The sequence below is a fragment of the Pseudomonas sp. O230 genome, assembly GCF_045447035.1.
Classification (GTDB): domain Bacteria; phylum Pseudomonadota; class Gammaproteobacteria; order Pseudomonadales; family Pseudomonadaceae; genus Aquipseudomonas.
Map to the genome: position 1 here is coordinate 289626 of NZ_JBJGXN010000004.1, position 16029 is coordinate 305654.

General features: G+C 60.2%; 12 protein-coding genes. 5 read left to right on the forward strand and 7 right to left on the reverse strand.

Annotation, left to right across the window (positions count from 1 at the left end):
- Positions 1-143: 143 nt before the first annotated feature.
- From colR to ACI77H_RS10260, 5 genes are all read left to right on the forward strand, one after another.
- The gene (gene colR / locus ACI77H_RS10240; protein ID WP_407011792.1) at positions 144-827 is read left to right on the forward strand and encodes a two-component system response regulator ColR; all 684 of its coding nucleotides are present in this window, start codon (positions 144-146) and stop codon (positions 825-827) included.
- The gene (locus tag ACI77H_RS10245; protein ID WP_407011793.1) at positions 817-2097 is read left to right on the forward strand and encodes a sensor histidine kinase; all 1281 of its coding nucleotides are present in this window, start codon (positions 817-819) and stop codon (positions 2095-2097) included. The genes colR and ACI77H_RS10245 overlap by 11 nt, the downstream gene beginning before the upstream one ends.
- Positions 2098-2249: 152 nt before the next feature.
- Positions 2250-2918, forward strand: coding sequence for a class I SAM-dependent methyltransferase (locus tag ACI77H_RS10250; RefSeq protein WP_407011980.1), 669 nt, complete (start codon positions 2250-2252; stop codon positions 2916-2918).
- A 4-nt stretch (positions 2919-2922) separates the two neighbouring features.
- On the forward strand, positions 2923-3636 hold the full coding sequence (locus ACI77H_RS10255) for a lipopolysaccharide kinase InaA family protein (RefSeq protein ID WP_407011794.1): 714 nt from the start codon (positions 2923-2925) through the stop codon (positions 3634-3636).
- Between the two features lie 2 nt (positions 3637-3638).
- Complete coding sequence (locus ACI77H_RS10260; protein ID WP_253431340.1) at positions 3639-3866, forward strand: hypothetical protein; 228 nt, start codon at positions 3639-3641, stop codon at positions 3864-3866.
- Between the two features lie 167 nt (positions 3867-4033).
- On the opposite strand, the gene ACI77H_RS10265 is transcribed toward ACI77H_RS10260, so the two are convergent.
- The 7 genes from ACI77H_RS10265 to ACI77H_RS10295 form a co-directional block, all read right to left on the reverse strand.
- A complete protein-coding gene (locus tag ACI77H_RS10265; RefSeq protein ID WP_407011795.1) occupies positions 4034-7072 on the reverse strand; it encodes a multidrug efflux RND transporter permease subunit in 3039 nt (1012 codons plus the stop codon).
- Between the two features lie 13 nt (positions 7073-7085).
- On the reverse strand, positions 7086-8234 hold the full coding sequence (locus ACI77H_RS10270) for an efflux RND transporter periplasmic adaptor subunit (RefSeq protein WP_407011796.1): 1149 nt from the start codon (positions 8232-8234) through the stop codon (positions 7086-7088).
- 212 nt (positions 8235-8446) lie between these two features.
- Positions 8447-9547 (reverse strand): DUF1513 domain-containing protein, encoded by a 1101-nt coding sequence (locus ACI77H_RS10275; protein ID WP_407011797.1) that lies wholly within the window; start codon positions 9545-9547, stop codon positions 8447-8449.
- A gap of 14 nt (positions 9548-9561) precedes the next feature.
- On the reverse strand, positions 9562-10626 hold the full coding sequence (locus ACI77H_RS10280) for an imelysin family protein (RefSeq protein WP_407011798.1): 1065 nt from the start codon (positions 10624-10626) through the stop codon (positions 9562-9564).
- A 25-nt stretch (positions 10627-10651) separates the two neighbouring features.
- Positions 10652-12079 carry a di-heme oxidoredictase family protein gene (locus tag ACI77H_RS10285; protein WP_407011799.1) on the reverse strand — a complete coding sequence of 476 codons (1428 nt, stop codon included), beginning with the start codon at positions 12077-12079 and terminating at the stop codon, positions 10652-10654.
- A gap of 197 nt (positions 12080-12276) precedes the next feature.
- Complete coding sequence (locus ACI77H_RS10290) at positions 12277-13620, reverse strand: imelysin family protein (protein ID WP_407011800.1); 1344 nt, start codon at positions 13618-13620, stop codon at positions 12277-12279.
- Between the two features lie 235 nt (positions 13621-13855).
- Positions 13856-15907, reverse strand: coding sequence for a putative bifunctional diguanylate cyclase/phosphodiesterase (locus ACI77H_RS10295; protein WP_407011801.1), 2052 nt, complete (start codon positions 15905-15907; stop codon positions 13856-13858).
- Between the last annotated feature and the right edge of the window lie 122 nt (positions 15908-16029).

Below are 16029 nucleotides of genomic sequence, written 5' to 3' on the forward strand. Positions count from 1 at the left end.
GTGAATCGATAGTGAAAAACTTGTTAACGGAGCAAATCGGTTGAGCAAATTGATTCTGCGACCCGCAGCCCTAGCTCTCAGCCACACTTGGCCTTAAGCTGCGCGGGCCAAGACGGCCGTTACTGTGTACGGAGGAGGTGCCCATGCGAATTCTGTTGGTTGAAGACAACCGCGATATCCTGGCCAATCTGGCCGATTACCTGGGGCTCAAGGGCTACACCGTGGATTGCGCGCAGGACGGTTTGTCGGGCCTGCACCTGGCGGCAACCGAGCACTACGATTTGATCGTGCTCGACATCATGCTGCCGGGCATCGACGGCTATACCCTGTGCAAACGCCTGCGCGAAGACGCTCGCCGTGATACCCCGGTGATCATGCTCACTGCCCGCGATCAACTGGACGACCGCCTGCAAGGCTTCAAGTCCGGCGCCGATGATTACCTGATCAAACCCTTTGCCCTGTCTGAACTGGCGGCGCGGATCGAAGCCGTGATGCGTCGGGCGCAGGGCGGCGGTCGTCGCACCTTGCAGGTGGGCGATCTGAGTTACGACCTCGATACCCTGGAAGTCACCCGCGAGGGCCGCTTCTTGAAGCTCAACCCGGTGGGCCTGAAATTGTTGGCCGTACTGATGCAGAAAAGTCCGCACGTCTTGCGCCGGGAAATTCTCGAAGAGGCCCTGTGGGGCGATGACTGCCCGGACAGCGACAGCCTGCGCAGCCACGTCCACCAATTGCGCCAGGTGATCGACAAACCGTTCGCCAAGCCTTTGCTGCAAACCGTGCACGGTGTGGGTTATCGCTTGGCCGAGGGCCGTGATGGAGTTTAAGCAGAGCCTTGCTCAACGGATCATCATCGCCTTTGCGCTGATGAGCGCATTGGTGGCAGGCGCCTTTGCCATGGGCATTGTGGCGACCGTGCACCTGGTGGAAGAAAAACTGATTTCGGCAGGTCTGGGCGGCGATCTCCAGCGTCTGTTGCTGATGGACAGTGTCTCGGACTGGAGCCATCGCCCTGAGCCAGACCAGCTGTTTTATTTCAGCGGCGGGCCGGGCGATTTCGAGCTGCCCAAGGATTTGCGTCATCTTGAGCCGGGTTTTCACGAGGTGTTCCGAGAGCAGCTGTCGTATCACGCGATGGTCGAAGTCGTCGACGGCCGGCGTTATGTGCTGCTGCAGGACCAGAGTGATTTCGAAGAACGTGAACGGGTGTTGTTCGCGGTGGTGCTGGTGGGCTTCGTCCTGAGTCTGGCGTTGGCGGTATTCCTCGGCTGGATCCTCGCGCGCAAAGTGATGGCGCCCGTGGTGCGCCTCGCCCGGCAGGTGCGTCATCGCGATCAGCTCTTGGGACTGGCGCCCCCGTTGGCACCGGACTACGCCGCTGATGAAGTGGGCGAGTTGGCCGTGGCCTTCGACGCCACTCTAGGCCGACTGCGCCAGGCGTTGACCCGGGAGCGTTTGTTCACCAGCGACGTCAGTCACGAATTGCGCACCCCGTTGATGGTACTGGCCAGTTCCTGTGAGCTGCTGCTGGAAAACCCCGGCATCGACCAGCGCGGTCGGGCTCAAGTCGAGCGAATCGCCCGTGCCTGCGAAGAGATGCGCGAGCTGGTGCAGACCTTCCTGATGTTGGCCCGCGCCCAACGTGAAGACGCCAGCATGGCACCGCAGCAGTCCTTGAGCCAGATCGCCGACGGACTGCTCAATTTGTGGCGAGAACCGATCGAGACGAAAGGCTTGTCGCTGATGTTTGAACCGGGCAATCCGGCCAGCACCTGCTACAACGCCACCCTGCTGCACGCGGTCATGGGCAACTTGCTGCGCAACGCGCTGCATTACACTGAACGGGGTTTCATCCGTTTGACGCTGACGTCCACCGGTTTCACGGTCGAGGACAGCGGTGTGGGCATTCCCGAGGAAAAACGCGAGGCGATGTTCGAGCCGTTTGTGCGTGGCAGTGAGAAGCGCGGTGAAGGCTTGGGGTTGGGTCTGTCGTTGGTGCAGCGGATCTGCGAAAACCAGGGGTGGACTGTCGGCCTGACGAACATGGAACCCAATGGCTGCCGTTTTCAGGTGGAGTTGAGCCAGCGAGACAGTTGATTTCGTTGGTGGCCCTCGGCCATTGTCGTCACCCTGTAAAACCTTGAAATACATCGGGGTTTTACACCACGATTTTTTCACGAAGGCATGACCTGACGCTGACACGCCACTCACTAGGGTAGTGGTCATCAGACATTCAGGAGTCCTTCATGATGGCTGGCCCGATCAAACTTGATTTTTCCGAAAAATACGACGATCAACACGCACAGAAATACCTGCGCAAACATCAGGACGGGCTCGGTCGCCGACTGTCCCATTGGCGTGACGAGCAACTGGTGCGCAAGGCTTTGACACTGGCCGGTGAGCCTGGTCTGGTCCTCGATTTGCCCTGCGGTGCCGGGCGCTTCTGGCCAGTACTGGCGGAAAAAACCAACCGGGTGATTATCGGAGCGGACAACTCCGAGTCGATGGTGAGGATCGCTTTGAAGGCGCAACCGGCCGATGTGGTGAAACGGGTACAACCCTTGCACACCTCTGCTTTCGACATCGCCTTGCCTGATAACGCCGTCGACAGCATTTTTTGTATGCGCTTGATGCACCACATTGGTGAAGCCGAGCATCGACAGACCATTCTGCGTGAATTCGAGCGCGTCACGCGTGACAGCGTGATCCTTTCGTTGTGGGTGGACGGCAACTTCAGAGCCTGGAAACGCAGGAGGCTTGAAAAAACACGTGGGCATCTCGGTTACCAGAATCGATTTGTGTTACCGGCTGCTACGATCGAAAAGGAGTTCGAACAGGCGGGATTTCGTATTCAGGAACAACTGGACTTTCTACCGCTCTATGCCATGTGGCGGGTTTATGTATTACGCAAGAGGTAACTCAATGGCAGTGCAATGTGCAGCAGAAACGGACGTTGCTTCCCAAGACCGCTTTGACTATTTCTGGAATCAGCGCGGTGAATGGGTTGAAGAACCCAATGCCCGTCGCGGTGGCGAAAGTGGCGTACAGCGTATCAAGAGCAGCAGTGGACAGCTGCTCTACGCCAAACGTCAGACCGGACATATCTATCGTAGTTGGTTGCATCCATTCGGTCGGCCTACGGTGTTGCGTGAGCGAGATGCGCTCCTGGGAATGCGCCTGATCGACGTGCGCGTTCCGGAAATCGTTTTCTGCGGGGCGCAGCACGACCCGGTTTACAAGTGGCGCGCATTGCTGGTGACCAAGTCACTGGACGGTTTCGAAGAAATCGAACACTGGTATGCAGGCGGTGGTCGCGAGCGTCATGGCGAGGCGGTGCATGATCGGGTCCTGAAGGTTCTGGCCGAGAATCTGGCCCGCATGCACAAGAGCCGGTGGCAGCACGGCTGCCTTTATCCCAAGCACATATTCGTGCGCGTCACCGGCGAAGGCGAGGCCGCCCACGTTGAGGTTGCGTTGATCGATCTGGAGAAGTGTCGGCAGCGTTTGACCGCCCGTCGCGCCGCTGTCCATGACATGCGGCAACTGCGTCGCCATTCGTCGTTCAGCACCACGGACTGGAAAAATCTCGTCTACCTTTACGAGACGGCGTTTGGCAGCGCTATCAAAGGTTTATAGCAATGAAACTCGAAATTGCACGAGGTTTGTTCTTGATAGGAGCCTTGGCAGTTGCTTCACTGGCGGTGGCTGCTTGGGAGCAGCCCCGCACGCAAGTCCTCAGTTCGGTGAACGGGGACGCGCGTTGTCCGATGCCGCGGGTTGCGAAGGCGACCGTTGCAACCCAACCCGATCATGATTTATTGCTGTTCATGTTCGGACTTTCTCAAGGACTGAGGCCGCAGAGTTGACCAGATTGAAGCCCAAATAAAAGGCCTCGCATATGCGAGGCCTTTTTTGTGCCCGATGCCTCACGGTTTGCACCACCCTTTGTAGGCGCTGGCTTGCCGGCGATGGAGTCTCAGTCGACATCACCGTAACTGACACTCCATCGCCGGCAAGCCAGCTCCTACAAAGGTTATGCGCGCTGTACAGGCTTATCGGGTTTAGCCAGCAGCGTGTACACGCACGGCAACACAAACAACGTAAACAGCGTCCCGATCGACATCCCCGTAGCGATCACCATGCCGATGTCGAAGCGGCTGACGGCGCCCGCGCCCGTGGCGATGATCAATGGCACCATGCCGAACACCATTGCGGCGGTGGTCATCAGCACCGGTCGCAGGCGAATGGCCGCCGCTTCTTCCACTGCTTCGCGCGGCGTCAGGCCCTTGTCCTTGCGCAACTGGTTGGCGAACTCGACGATCAGGATCCCGTGCTTGCTGATCAATCCGATCAGTGTCACCAGCCCGACCTGGGTGTAGATGTTCATGCTCGACCAGCCGAGGAACAGCGGAATCAACGCGCCGCAGATCGACAGCGGCACGGTCACCAGAATCACCAGCGGGTCGCGAAAGCTTTCAAACTGCGCGGCCAGCACCAGGAAAATGATCGCCAACGCCAAGGCAAAAGTGACCCATAGCGCGCTGCCTTCCTGAACGTATTGTCGCGATGCCCCGGCATAGTCGACTGCAAAACCCGCTGGCGCTTCTTCCCGGGCAATCTGACGCACGGCGTCGAGTGCTTCACCCATACTCACCAGCGGAACCCCGGACAGGATGGCCGAGTTGAGCTGCTGGAACTGATTCAGTTGCCGTGGGCGTGCCCGGTCGGTCACGGTAATCAGGGTCGACAGGGCCAGCAGTTCACCCTTGGTGTTCTTCACGTAATAGTTGTTCAGCCAGTCGGGGTTGTCCCGGAAGGGCCGTTCGACCTGCGCGATGACTTTGTAGCTGCGACCTTCAATGGTGAAGCGGTTGATCTCCGCCTCGCCCAGCAGCGTCGCCAGCGTACCGCCCAGATCCTGCATCGACACGCCCATTTGCGCGGCTTTCGCCCGATCGATATCGACCACGACTTCAGGTTTGTCGAAGGCCAGGTCAACGTCGACGAAGGCAAATTTGCCGGACGCCATGGCGCGCTTTTTCACCCGGTCCATCACTTGCAGCAACGACTCGTAATCGTTGGCGGTATTGACGACGAACTGAAACGGCAGCCCCTCACCGGTGCCCGGCAGGGAGGGCAGGTTGAAGCCGAAAACCTGCAACCCTGGAATGCTTGCGAGTTTGCTCTGGACCAAGGGCAGGATTTCCATTTGCGTGCGGTCGCGCTCGTTCCACGGTTTCAGCAGGAAACCGCCAATCCCCGATTGCACGCCGTTGAAGCCGTTGATCTGGAACGAGGAGTAGTACTCGGGAAACGCTTTGAAGATGCTGATGAACTCGTCGGTGTAGGTGTTCAGGTAGTCGAGGTTGGTCGGCTGCGGGGCGTTGGCCAGCATGAAAATGATGCCCTGATCCTCGTCCGGTGCCAGTTCCGATTTGGTGAAGGTGAGCAGCACCGGAATCAGGCACAACACAATCACCGCGAACACCAGCACCACCGGCCGCGTGTTGAGCGTGCCGTGCAACAGGCGCTGGTAGCGGCGCTTGAGTCCCTCGAAGATCAGGTCCAACCGGTGAGCGAGGCCGCTGGGGTTTTCGTCGTGGCGCAGCAGAAAGGCGCACATCATCGGCGACAGTGTCAGGGCGACGATGCCGGAGATCACCACCGCCCCGGCCAGGGTCAGGGCGAACTCCTTGAACAGCGCCCCGGTGAGGCCGGTCAGGAAGCCGATCGGTGCGTAGACCGCCGCCAGGGTGATGGTCATCGAGACCACCGGCATGGCGATTTCCCGGGCACCTTCAATGGCTGCGTCCAGCGGCGTCTTGCCTTCTTCGATGTGCCGGTGGATGTTTTCCACCACCACGATGGCGTCGTCTACCACCAGGCCGATGGCCAATACCATTGCCAACAGGGTCAGCAGGTTGATCGAGTAGCCCATCATCTGCATGAAGAACATCACGCCGATCATCGACAACGGAATCGTCACCACCGGGATCACCACAGAACGCAACGCGCCGAGGAACAGGAACACCACGACGATAACGATCAACACTGCCTCAAACAGGGTTTTCACCACTTCGTCGATCGAGGCCTGGATGAACAGCGTCGCGTCGTAGGCAATTTCACCCTTGAGGTTCGGCGGCAGCTGGGCTTCCAGGTCCGGCATGATCTTGCGTACTTCCTTGATCACGTCCAGCGGGTTGGCGCCGGGCGTGGCCTTGATGCCGATGTACACCGAGGGCGTGCCGCCGAAGGAGCTGATGGTGTCGTAGTTTTCTGCGCCCATCTCGACCCGCGCGACATCGCTGAGCAGCACCCGACTGTCGCCGTCGACCTTGAGTGGAATCGCGGCGAAGGCTTCGGCGGATTTGAGCTCGGTGTTGGCGTTGATGCTGGTGACCACGTACTCGCCTTTCACTTCGCCGGCGGCGGAGAGGAAGTTGTACTTGCGCACGGCATCGGTCACATCGCTGGCGCTCAGGCCGAAACCGGCCAGTTTCAACGGGTCTAGCCACAGGCGCATGGCGAAAACCTGGTTGCCGAGAATCTCGGCCTCGGCCATGCCCGGCAGGGTCGCCAGTTTTGGCTGGATGACCCGTGACAGGTAATCGGTAATCTGCGGGTTGCTCAGCTCCTTGCTGAAGAAACTGATGTACATCAGCGCCGATGCATCGGCGGCCTCCTTGCTCAACACCGGGTCTTCAGCGTCCTGAGGCAACTGGTTTTTCACTTCGTTGGCCTTGGCCAGCAACTCGGTGAACAAGCGGTCGCTGTTGGAACCGATGCGTGCGTAGATCGAGATCACCGAGAAATTCTGGCGACTGACCGAGGTCATGTAGTCGATGCCTTCGGCACTCGCCAGGCTCTGCTGCATCGGCTGGGTGATGTAGCCCTGGATGGTTTCGGCGTTAGCCCCGGGGTACGCGGTGGTCACCGTGATCAGGGCGTTTTCCATTTGCGGGTATTGGCGCAACGGCAGCTTGCTCCAGGCCTGGAAGCCCAGCAGCACAATCAACAGGCTGACCACGGTGGCGAGCACCGGGCGACGGATGAACGGGTCGGTAAAAGCCATGGGGATTCCTTGATCAGTCCGCGCGCGGCGTGCTGCTCTTCTCGGCTAAGGTCTTGTCGTCGCTGATGGCAATGTGCGCGCCGTTGTCCAGTTTGATCTGGCCGGCCGTGACCACTTTTTCGCCGTTCTGCACGCCTTTGGTAATCATCACCTGACCATCGCGTCGCTCGCCGGTTTCGATGAAACGGCGTTCGGCGATCAGAATCGGTTGGCCCTTGTCGTCTTTTTCGACGCTGCCGTCTGCGGTTTTTTTCTGCGCAACCACGTACAGCGAGTTGCCATACAGCGTGTACGTGATTGCGCTTTCCGGCACGACGATGCGCGGCTGCGGGTCGGGCAGCATCACCTGCAGGCTGGCGAACATGCCCGGAAGCAGTTTGCCATCGGGGTTGGCCAGGGTCGCGCGGACCTGAACGTTGCGGGTGCTGTTTTCAACTTTCGGGTTGATCGCGCTGATGGTGCCGGGGAAATTTTGCGTCGGGTAAGCCGAGACACTAATTTGCACCGGTTGGCCGACAGCGATCTTTGGCACCGACTGCTCGGGCACGAAGAAGTCCACGTAGAGGCTGCTGAGGTCTTGCAGGGTGGCAATGATAGTGCCGCTGGCGAGGTAGTCGCCGACGTCGACCTGACGGATGCCGATGGTGCCGCTGAACGGCGCGACGATGCGCTTTTTGGCCAGCGATGCCTTGAGCTGGTTGACCGTTGCCTTGTTCTTTTTCAGCACCGCCGAGAGCCGGTCGAATTCACCTTTGGAAATCGCCTGGCTGCCCACCAGTTGACTGCCGCGGCCGTAATCTACCTGGGCCAGCCCGAGGTCGGCTTGCGCGGTTTCCAGCAAGGCGCTTTCCACGCCAGTGTCGAGTTGCACGATCGGCTGACCGGCCTTGACCTTCTGCCCGGACTCGAACTGCACGTCGGTGACGGTACCGGCGACTTCCAGGCTCAGGTCGACGCCTTGCAGCGCCTTGAGTGTGCCGACCGTGGGCAGGCGGGCCTGCCACGGCTGCTCGGTCGCGGTGGCCACCGCGACGCTGATCGGCGGTTTCGGCGCAGCGAAGCCTTGAATCATCGTATAGATGGAAAAGGCTTTATAACCGGCCAGGACCAGGACGATCAGCAGAACAACACCCAACATGATCAGCATGCGGCGACGCAGCATATTTCCACTTCCTTGGAGAAAATCAGGCGAGACAGTCGGGCACATTACTCCGAGTGCACAGGGTATTCCAATCGATGTTTTCGAGGTTTCCCCAGCCTGTAGGAGCCGGCTTGCCGGCGATGGGGCCTTAAGCTATTGCGGTGATCTTCAGATCGCCATCGCTGGCAAGCCAGCTCCTACAGGGTGAATGCGTTTGCCGAGGTGCTGCTCCATTACGCCATCAAATGCAGGTGGTTATCCCAGAGCCCCGCAGGCAGTTCGAGGGGTTTTGCAACAAGGTTTGTCTGGCGGCAATCGTAGTACCGGCATCGGCCCTGTCCCGACGTCACGACGAATCCGTCGGCCACCGCACCGACCCCTGCGCAATCGGGAAGCGGCGCATCCAGGCGCACTTCACCGCTGTCCAGGTCCCAGATGAAAAAGCGATTGCCCCGTGGCGCGGTCAACGCAACCAGGCGCAAATCACTGTGCACCGCGACGCTGGCGGTGTAATGCCCCATCGCTTGCAACTGGTGCTCAGGCACCGGGAACGCCACGAACGGTTGGCCTGGACGCTTGATTGCCAACAGCTCCGAAGACTCAAAGGAGGGCCCCATGAATTGCTGGCTGGCGACGATGGTGCCGTCGCTGGCGATTCCCAGGTGCCGCACGCTGTTCATTGGTTGAGCGAGGGTTTCCTTGCTCAGCAGCGTACCGTCGCGTTGCATCAGCACCAGGCTCGGTTCCATGGCGTTGAGGTTCATCTCGACCCGGCTTTCCGCCTCGGTGCGGATGCCGCCGTTGGCCACCACCAGGGTTTCGCCATCGGGCATCCACGACACCTGATGCGGGCCGATGCCATGGGTCGAAATCTCGCCGCTGTGCACCAGGCGCTCGCCTTCGAACCTGTACACACCCAGCAAGCCGCGACCGGGATCGGACGTGTCGTTCTCGGTGGCGTACAGCCAGTCGCCGCTCCGGTGAATCACCGCGTGACCGTAGAAATGCCGGTTCGGCTGTGAGGCCACGGTTTGCAGCAGCGTGCCGTCGCGCAGGTCGATCAGGTGGCTTTCGGTGCCCGGACGCCGGGCGACGAACAGCGCGATCGGCCGCGTCGGGTGGTTGATGATGTCGTGGCAACGCTGGCCGACCTGGGTGGCGAACACCCGCGTACCGTCCAGCCGATACCCGACGGCGTAGTGCTTGCCGTCGCCATCGTCCCGCGCCGACAGCAGCAGCGGGCTTTTGTCCTTTTGCTTGAACAGCGTCCAGCCGCCCAGTGTCACTGCTCCCAGCAGCAAACTACCTAACGTCAGAGCCTGTCGTCGCAGCATGGCACTCACCCTCATCAGTCACCGTCGTTGGCGTTGAAGCCCAGTTGGATGCCCAGCGCCTTGGCCAGTTCGCCTTCGTGCAGGCGGTGGACGACGTTGAGGCTGTCGTAGATATCGTTGAGCTGCTGGCGACCGGCGTCGTCATTGAGCATTTCGGTCAGCGAGCGCTGGTTGCTGGCGAACAGTTTCAAGGACGCGGCGTAAGCGGCGTCGATTTTGTCGGCCAGTGGTTTCTGCTCGCTTGGCAACAAACCGCGCAAGCCTTTGTTGTCGACACCTTCCCAGACCGTTTTGGCGGCGGCGAGGCTGGCTTCAAGGCCGGTCAGGGACGACTGGCTGCGCCAGGCATCGGCCTGGAACGGTTGTGGCACACCCTTGCTCTGGCGGCCCATCGGTGTGCCGAGTTTTTTCTTCAGGGTGTCGAGTGCGGTGACTTGCACACGCAGCAAATCGGCGATGGCTTCATGGGAATCGGCGTAGCGCTGGTTCGGGAATTTGCTCATCTGCGCGAGCATGCCGTCGGTGTTGTTCCAGCTCTTCAGAATCTCTTCGGCCAGCTGTTTCTGCCGTTCGCCAATGGCTTTGAGCAGTGGGCAGTATTTGGCTTTCTGCGCGTCGTTGGCCACGTCAGGCTTGCTGTCGAACAGGATGTATTCGTAGGCCGAGAGGCCCTGGACCACAACGCTGGATTTGGCCAGGGCCGCCGCATCGATCTGCGGCTGGGCGCTGACCAGTTGCTCGACCTGACGGCCGACGAGGTTTTTCTTGTCCGGCCAGAACTGCACTTGCCAGGCGCGGTTGCCCTCGGCCAGCGGCCCGATCAGCAACGGTTGCAGCTCGGCCCAGGCTTTCTGCGCATGCAGGAAGTCGGCGCGGGCGGTGTCGAGGTTTTCCTTGCCTTCGCAATAGGCCAGCGCGCTGACGGCCAACTGGCGGTCGGCTTCAACCCAGCGCGTGTAGGTGGGCAGGATCACCGACTTGGCGATGGCGGCCGAGGTGACGGCCTGCGGATCCTGCGGTGAGCAAGCGCCGAGGGCGAGTGCGGCAAGGCTGGTGAACAACAACTTGGGACGGAACATATCGGGCTCCCGCTAAGGAATACGTTTAAAGGGAATTCAAAAACGCCAGCAACGCAGCGCGCTGCTCGGCATTGAAAGACAAAACCTGTTGCTGGGCCGCTTTTGCTTCGCCGCCATGCCAAAGCACGGCTTCGAGCAGATTTCGGGCGCGGCCGTCATGCAAGAACTGAGTGTGGCCACTGACTGCCTGCGTCAGGCCGATGCCCCACAACGGCGGCGTGCGCCAGTCGCGGCCACTGGCCTGGAATTCGCTGCGGTTGTCGGCCAGACCTTCGCCCATGTCGTGCAGCAGCAGATCGCTGTAGGGGCGAATCACTTGATTGGCCAACTCGGGTTCCGCGGCGTTGGCGGCGGTGGTGTATTTCGGCGTGTGACAGGACTGGCATCCGGCCTGGTAAAACAGATTCTTGCCGGCCAGCACTTCTGGCGTGCCGACATCGCGGCGTGCCGGGACTGCGAGGTTGCGGCTATAGAACAGCACGAGGCGCAGGATGTTGTCGCTGACTTCCGGTTCGCCGTCCGGGCCGTTGCCATTCGGCGCCTGTTTGCAGGCGGTTTGCGCGTCGGTGCAGTCATCGATCGGTCTCAGGCTCGTCGTGAGGCCCATATCACCGGAAAACGCGTGAACGTTCTGTTGATTGAGGTTGGGTTGCCCGGCTTTCCAGCCGAATCGCCCAACGACCGTTTTCTGTTGCGCGTCATCCCAGACCTGATTCGGCCGACCATTGATGCCGTTTTTTTCTTTGGCTTGCGCGGCGGCATTGGCGAGGAGCGCGTCTTCCGGGATCGCCTCGAGCAGGCCGAGGCCAATCATCGGCGGGGCGACGCGCGCCGAGAAACGCGTGTCCGGGTGCATCGGGCCGTAGTTGAGCTGAGTCATCTGCAAGGTCGGTTTGCGCAACTCGACTTCGGTGCCGTCCTTGAAACGCACCGGTACCGGCGTGTAGTCGACCCGAACCTTGCCTTCCGGGGTCACGCCGGGCACCGACATGTCCTGGAACTGGCCGCCGTAGACCGGTTCCGGCACAACGCCGAGCTGCTCGATGACTCTGGCGTATTGCGGCGCATCGGGAATCGACAGGCGAACCAGCATCGACACCGCGTTGGCCGCATCGGGCGTGGGCGGATGACCGCGGCCGTCCTTGATGTGGCAGTTCTGGCAAGCATTGGTGTTGAACAACGGGCCGAGGCCATCCCGGGCGGTGGTGGTCGACGGGGCGATCACCCAGGGGCTGCGGAAAAAGCTGTTGCCGACGCTGAAGTCCACACGCCGCGACGGCGGCAGGTTGGCGGAGGGCAGGGAAAAGGCGTTCTGATCGGTCTTGCGCACGGTCGCGCTGCCACCGGACCGGGCTTCACCGGGTTCGGCCTGGGTAAAACGCGGGGCGTCATCGCAGGCACTCAGGCCCAGGGCCAGAAACAGTGCGGACAAGCGAAGAGGCAGCGAGGGCATCAGACATCCTGCAATACGAGCAAAACAAGGGCGCAAAGTCTAACAGGGCAGGGGAGTTTGAATAAGAGGAATTATCGTTTGGTTGATGTGGGGCAGGGTTTCCTGCAAACGGCGCTCTTACATTGGGGGGGCGGTGTTTGGCAGGCATGAAAAAGGCGACCCGAAGGTCGCCTATTTAATCACTCAGCCAGCGTTGATCAGAACTCGTGATCAGCGTTGTCCGGGTTCAGGTCGCTGATGCCCAGTTTGCCAGCGGCGGCTTCGATCGAACCGGTCTGCTTGACCAGCGACGCGATCGCGTCACGGACGATCTGGTTGCCAGCCGTGTTGCCGGCGGCGATCAATTGGTCGTAGTGCTCACCCTTGTTGGCGTGATCGACCATGATCTGGATCTTGGCTTCGGTCGCTGCCAGATCGGCTTTCAGCGCGGTGTCGGCGGCCGGATCGGCCTTGGCCACCAGGGACGACAGGCTGGCGCCGGTCATTTTGGTGCCATCTACGCGGGTGTATTCGCCGAGGTACACGTTACGAACGCCTTTGGCATCGTAGAAGTGCGAGTTGTGGGTGTTGTCGCTGAAGCAATCCTGTTCGTCTTCCGGGGAGTTGGCTTCCAGGGAAACCTTCATGCGCTCGCCCGCCAGTTCACCCAGGGACAGGCTGCCCATGCCGAACAGCATTTTGCGCAAACCGGTTTCGGCAGGCTCGGCTTCCAGGGTGGCGCGATAGTTGTCAGCCACGTTCGGCTTCCAGTTGCCGACCATTTCTTCCAGGTCGCTGACCAGCAGCTGAGTCACGGACTTCAGGTAGGCGCGACGACGATCGTTGTGACCGCCGGTGGCGCCTTTGCCTTCCAGGTAGTCGGAAGCTGGACGGTTGCCGGCGCCAGGGCCGGTGCCGTTCAGGTCCTGGCCCCAGAGCAGGAATTCGATGGCGTGGTAGCCAGTGGCGACGTTGGCCTCGGAACCACCCAGCTCGTTCAGGCTGGCAAGTTTTTCCGGGGTGATGTCTTTCACGTCGACCTTGTCTTCGCCGACCTGAACTTCAGTGTTGGCGATGATGTTGGCGGTTGCGCCCGGGTTACCCAGTGCGTGCTCGTAGGATTTGTCGACGTAGTCGATCAGGCCTTCATCCAGTGGCCAGGCGTTCACCTGACCTTCCCAGTCGTCGATGATGGTGTTGCCGAAGCGGAACACTTCGCTCTGCAGGTAAGGAACGCGGGCAGCGACCCACGCAGCTTTGGCGGCTTTCAGGGTGTCGGCGTTCGGTTTCGCGAGGAAGGCGTCGACAGCGGTTTGCAGGGTTTTCGCGGTGGATTCGGCATCGCTGTAAACGGCGAAGACGATGTCGGCGTAATGCGCGACAACGGCTTTGGCAGCGGCTTCGTCGACTTTGCCGGCAGCAGCAGGCGCAGCAGCCGGGGCCGTGGTAGTAGCGGCTGGCGTAGGCGCTGGAGCGGCAGCTTTGTCTTTGCCTTCGCCACAACCGGCGAGGGAAATAGCGATGGCCAACAGACTGGCGGTAGCCAGAGGCATACGAATCATGGCGAACATCCTGCTTCGAGAAGGGGGTGGAATAGCGCAGCGAGGGCGCAAAGCTGCGACATAATGCAAATCTTTCGCATTATCTGTAAAGGGTTGTGCTTGGAAATATTTCTTATTCAGGCCGTGATTGTGTCGCAGGTCAAAAGATCGCCGCCTCGTTTCACTCGACAGCTCCTACATTGGTGCGTCTGTAGGAACTGTCGAGCGAAACGAGGCGGCGATAGCTTTTTGATTTTTACAAAATGGCCGCATTGCTGCGCTGAGCCTGTTTCAGATAGGCGCCCAGTTCTCTTGCCGGCAGCGGCTTGCTGTAAAAGTAGCCCTGACCTTCGTGGCAGCCTTCGGAAATGATGTAGGCCTCTTGCTCGACGGTTTCCACGCCTTCGGCAATGACCTGCATGCCAAGGCTCTTGCCCAGCTGAATGATCGCTCGAACGATGGTCGCGTCATCGTCGTCATCGAGCAGATCCTGTACGAAGCTCTTGTCGATCTTGATCTTGTCCAGCGGCAGGCTTTTCAGGTAACTCAGCGATGAGTAACCGGTGCCGAAGTCGTCGATGGCAATCAACGCGCCGGATCTACGCAGGCTCAGCAGATGCTGGGCGGCGGTGCTGATGTCTTCCATCAGGCCGGTTTCGGTGACTTCCAGCTCCAGGCTGCGCGGTGGCAGGCGGTACATTTGCAACAGGTTGTTGACCACCCGTGGCAGCTCGGCGTGGTGCAACTGCACCGTGGACAGGTTCACCGCCATGCGCAGGTCGGTGAAGCCCTGGTCATGCCAGTCGCGCAACTGTTTACAGGCCTGATCCAGCACCCATTCGCCAATGGCAATGATGGTGCCGTTCTGCTCGGCCAGCGGGATGAACAGGTCCGGCGGTACCAGCCCGTGTTCGGGATGTTGCCAGCGAATCAAGGCCTCGACGCCGACCACCCGATGATCGCGGTAGCTGATCTGCGGTTGGTAGACGAGATAGAACTGGTTGCGGACCAGGGCATCGCGCAGGTCCTTTTCCAGTTCGCGACGGCGCCGCATCTCGGTGTCGACACTGGCGATATAGAACTGATAACGATTGCGTGAGCGAGTCTTGGCCAGGGTCATGGTCTGCTCGGCTTTTTGCAGCAGCTTCTCGGTGCTGTCGCCGTCCTCGGGGAACAGCGTGATGCCGATGGTGGCGCGCAAGCGAATTTCTTGATGATCGAGGGCAAATGCCGCTTCCAGGTCATCGAGAATGCTTTGCGCCAGTTCGGCGGCTTCGTAGGGTTGTTCGATATCGGCCTGAACCAGTGCGAACTGGTCGCCGCCCAGTCGGGCGAGGGCGCCAAGGCGACCGCTGTGGCCCCGCAGGCGATCAGCCAGCGCCAGCAGCAGTTGGTCGCCGGTCTGATAGCTGAACTGTTCGTTGATGCCCTTGAAGTCATCGAGACCGACACACAACACCGCGACCCGGCGTTGCAGTTTGCCGGCGTCGATGAGGATCTTGTCCAGTTGCTGTTGCAATTGCTGGCGGTTCGGCAGGCCGGTCAGGAAGTCGTACTGGGCCATGCGCAGCAGGCTGTTTTCCGCTTCGTGGCGCAGGTGGGTGTTGCGCTCGATGGACTCGAGCAACTGGTTGGCGGTGTTGATCCAGATGCCCAGTTCGTTTTTCTCGTGGCCTTTGAGCTGCGGAATCTTGTGCTCGCTGGGGCGGTCCGGGTTGATTTCGGTCAGGTGCTCGATGATCCGCGACAGCGGTTTGGTCAGTAGCCAGTGGTAGACCAGATACAGCACGAGCCCCATGGCGAGGGCGCGCAATACCCCGGAAATGAAAATGATGACTGAACTGACGATGAACCCTTGCCCGTAGGTGGCGGTATCGAGGGTGATGCTCAGGTCTCCGTAGTACTCGCTGTACGGGCCACGACCCACCAGTTGAGTGGTGAAGGTGCGTTCCTTGCCGAGGATCAGGTCGGTCAGCCAGCGGCTGCTGGATTGCTGCAACTCGCGGGACTTTTGCGCCAGCATGGCTTCATTGGGATGGCCGATGGAGGCCTGGCGTACGGCGTCGTCCTGAAACAGGCCTTCAATTACCTGCATGCCCATCTCCCGGTCCAGGCTGTAGACGGCCTGGGTCGAGGGGTCGCGGAACATGTCGAGGATGCGCTGGGCATCGCCGGCCACGGCCTGGCGTGTTTTATAGGCATCGAAAACGATCTGCGCGCAGCTCAAGACCACGCCGACGATCAATGCCGACAGGAGCACGACCCGGAGCAACTTCACCGACAAGCTGTTCTTGAGTTCCAGCTTCAAAGAGTCATTCCTTGTTCCGTGCAGGTAGCATCAAGTTGCCATGAGTATTGGCAATCCCGTGATGGCAGTCAAAGGGACAATCAAACACAGGGGAATTTGCCTGTGGGGTTGGCCGAAATGCT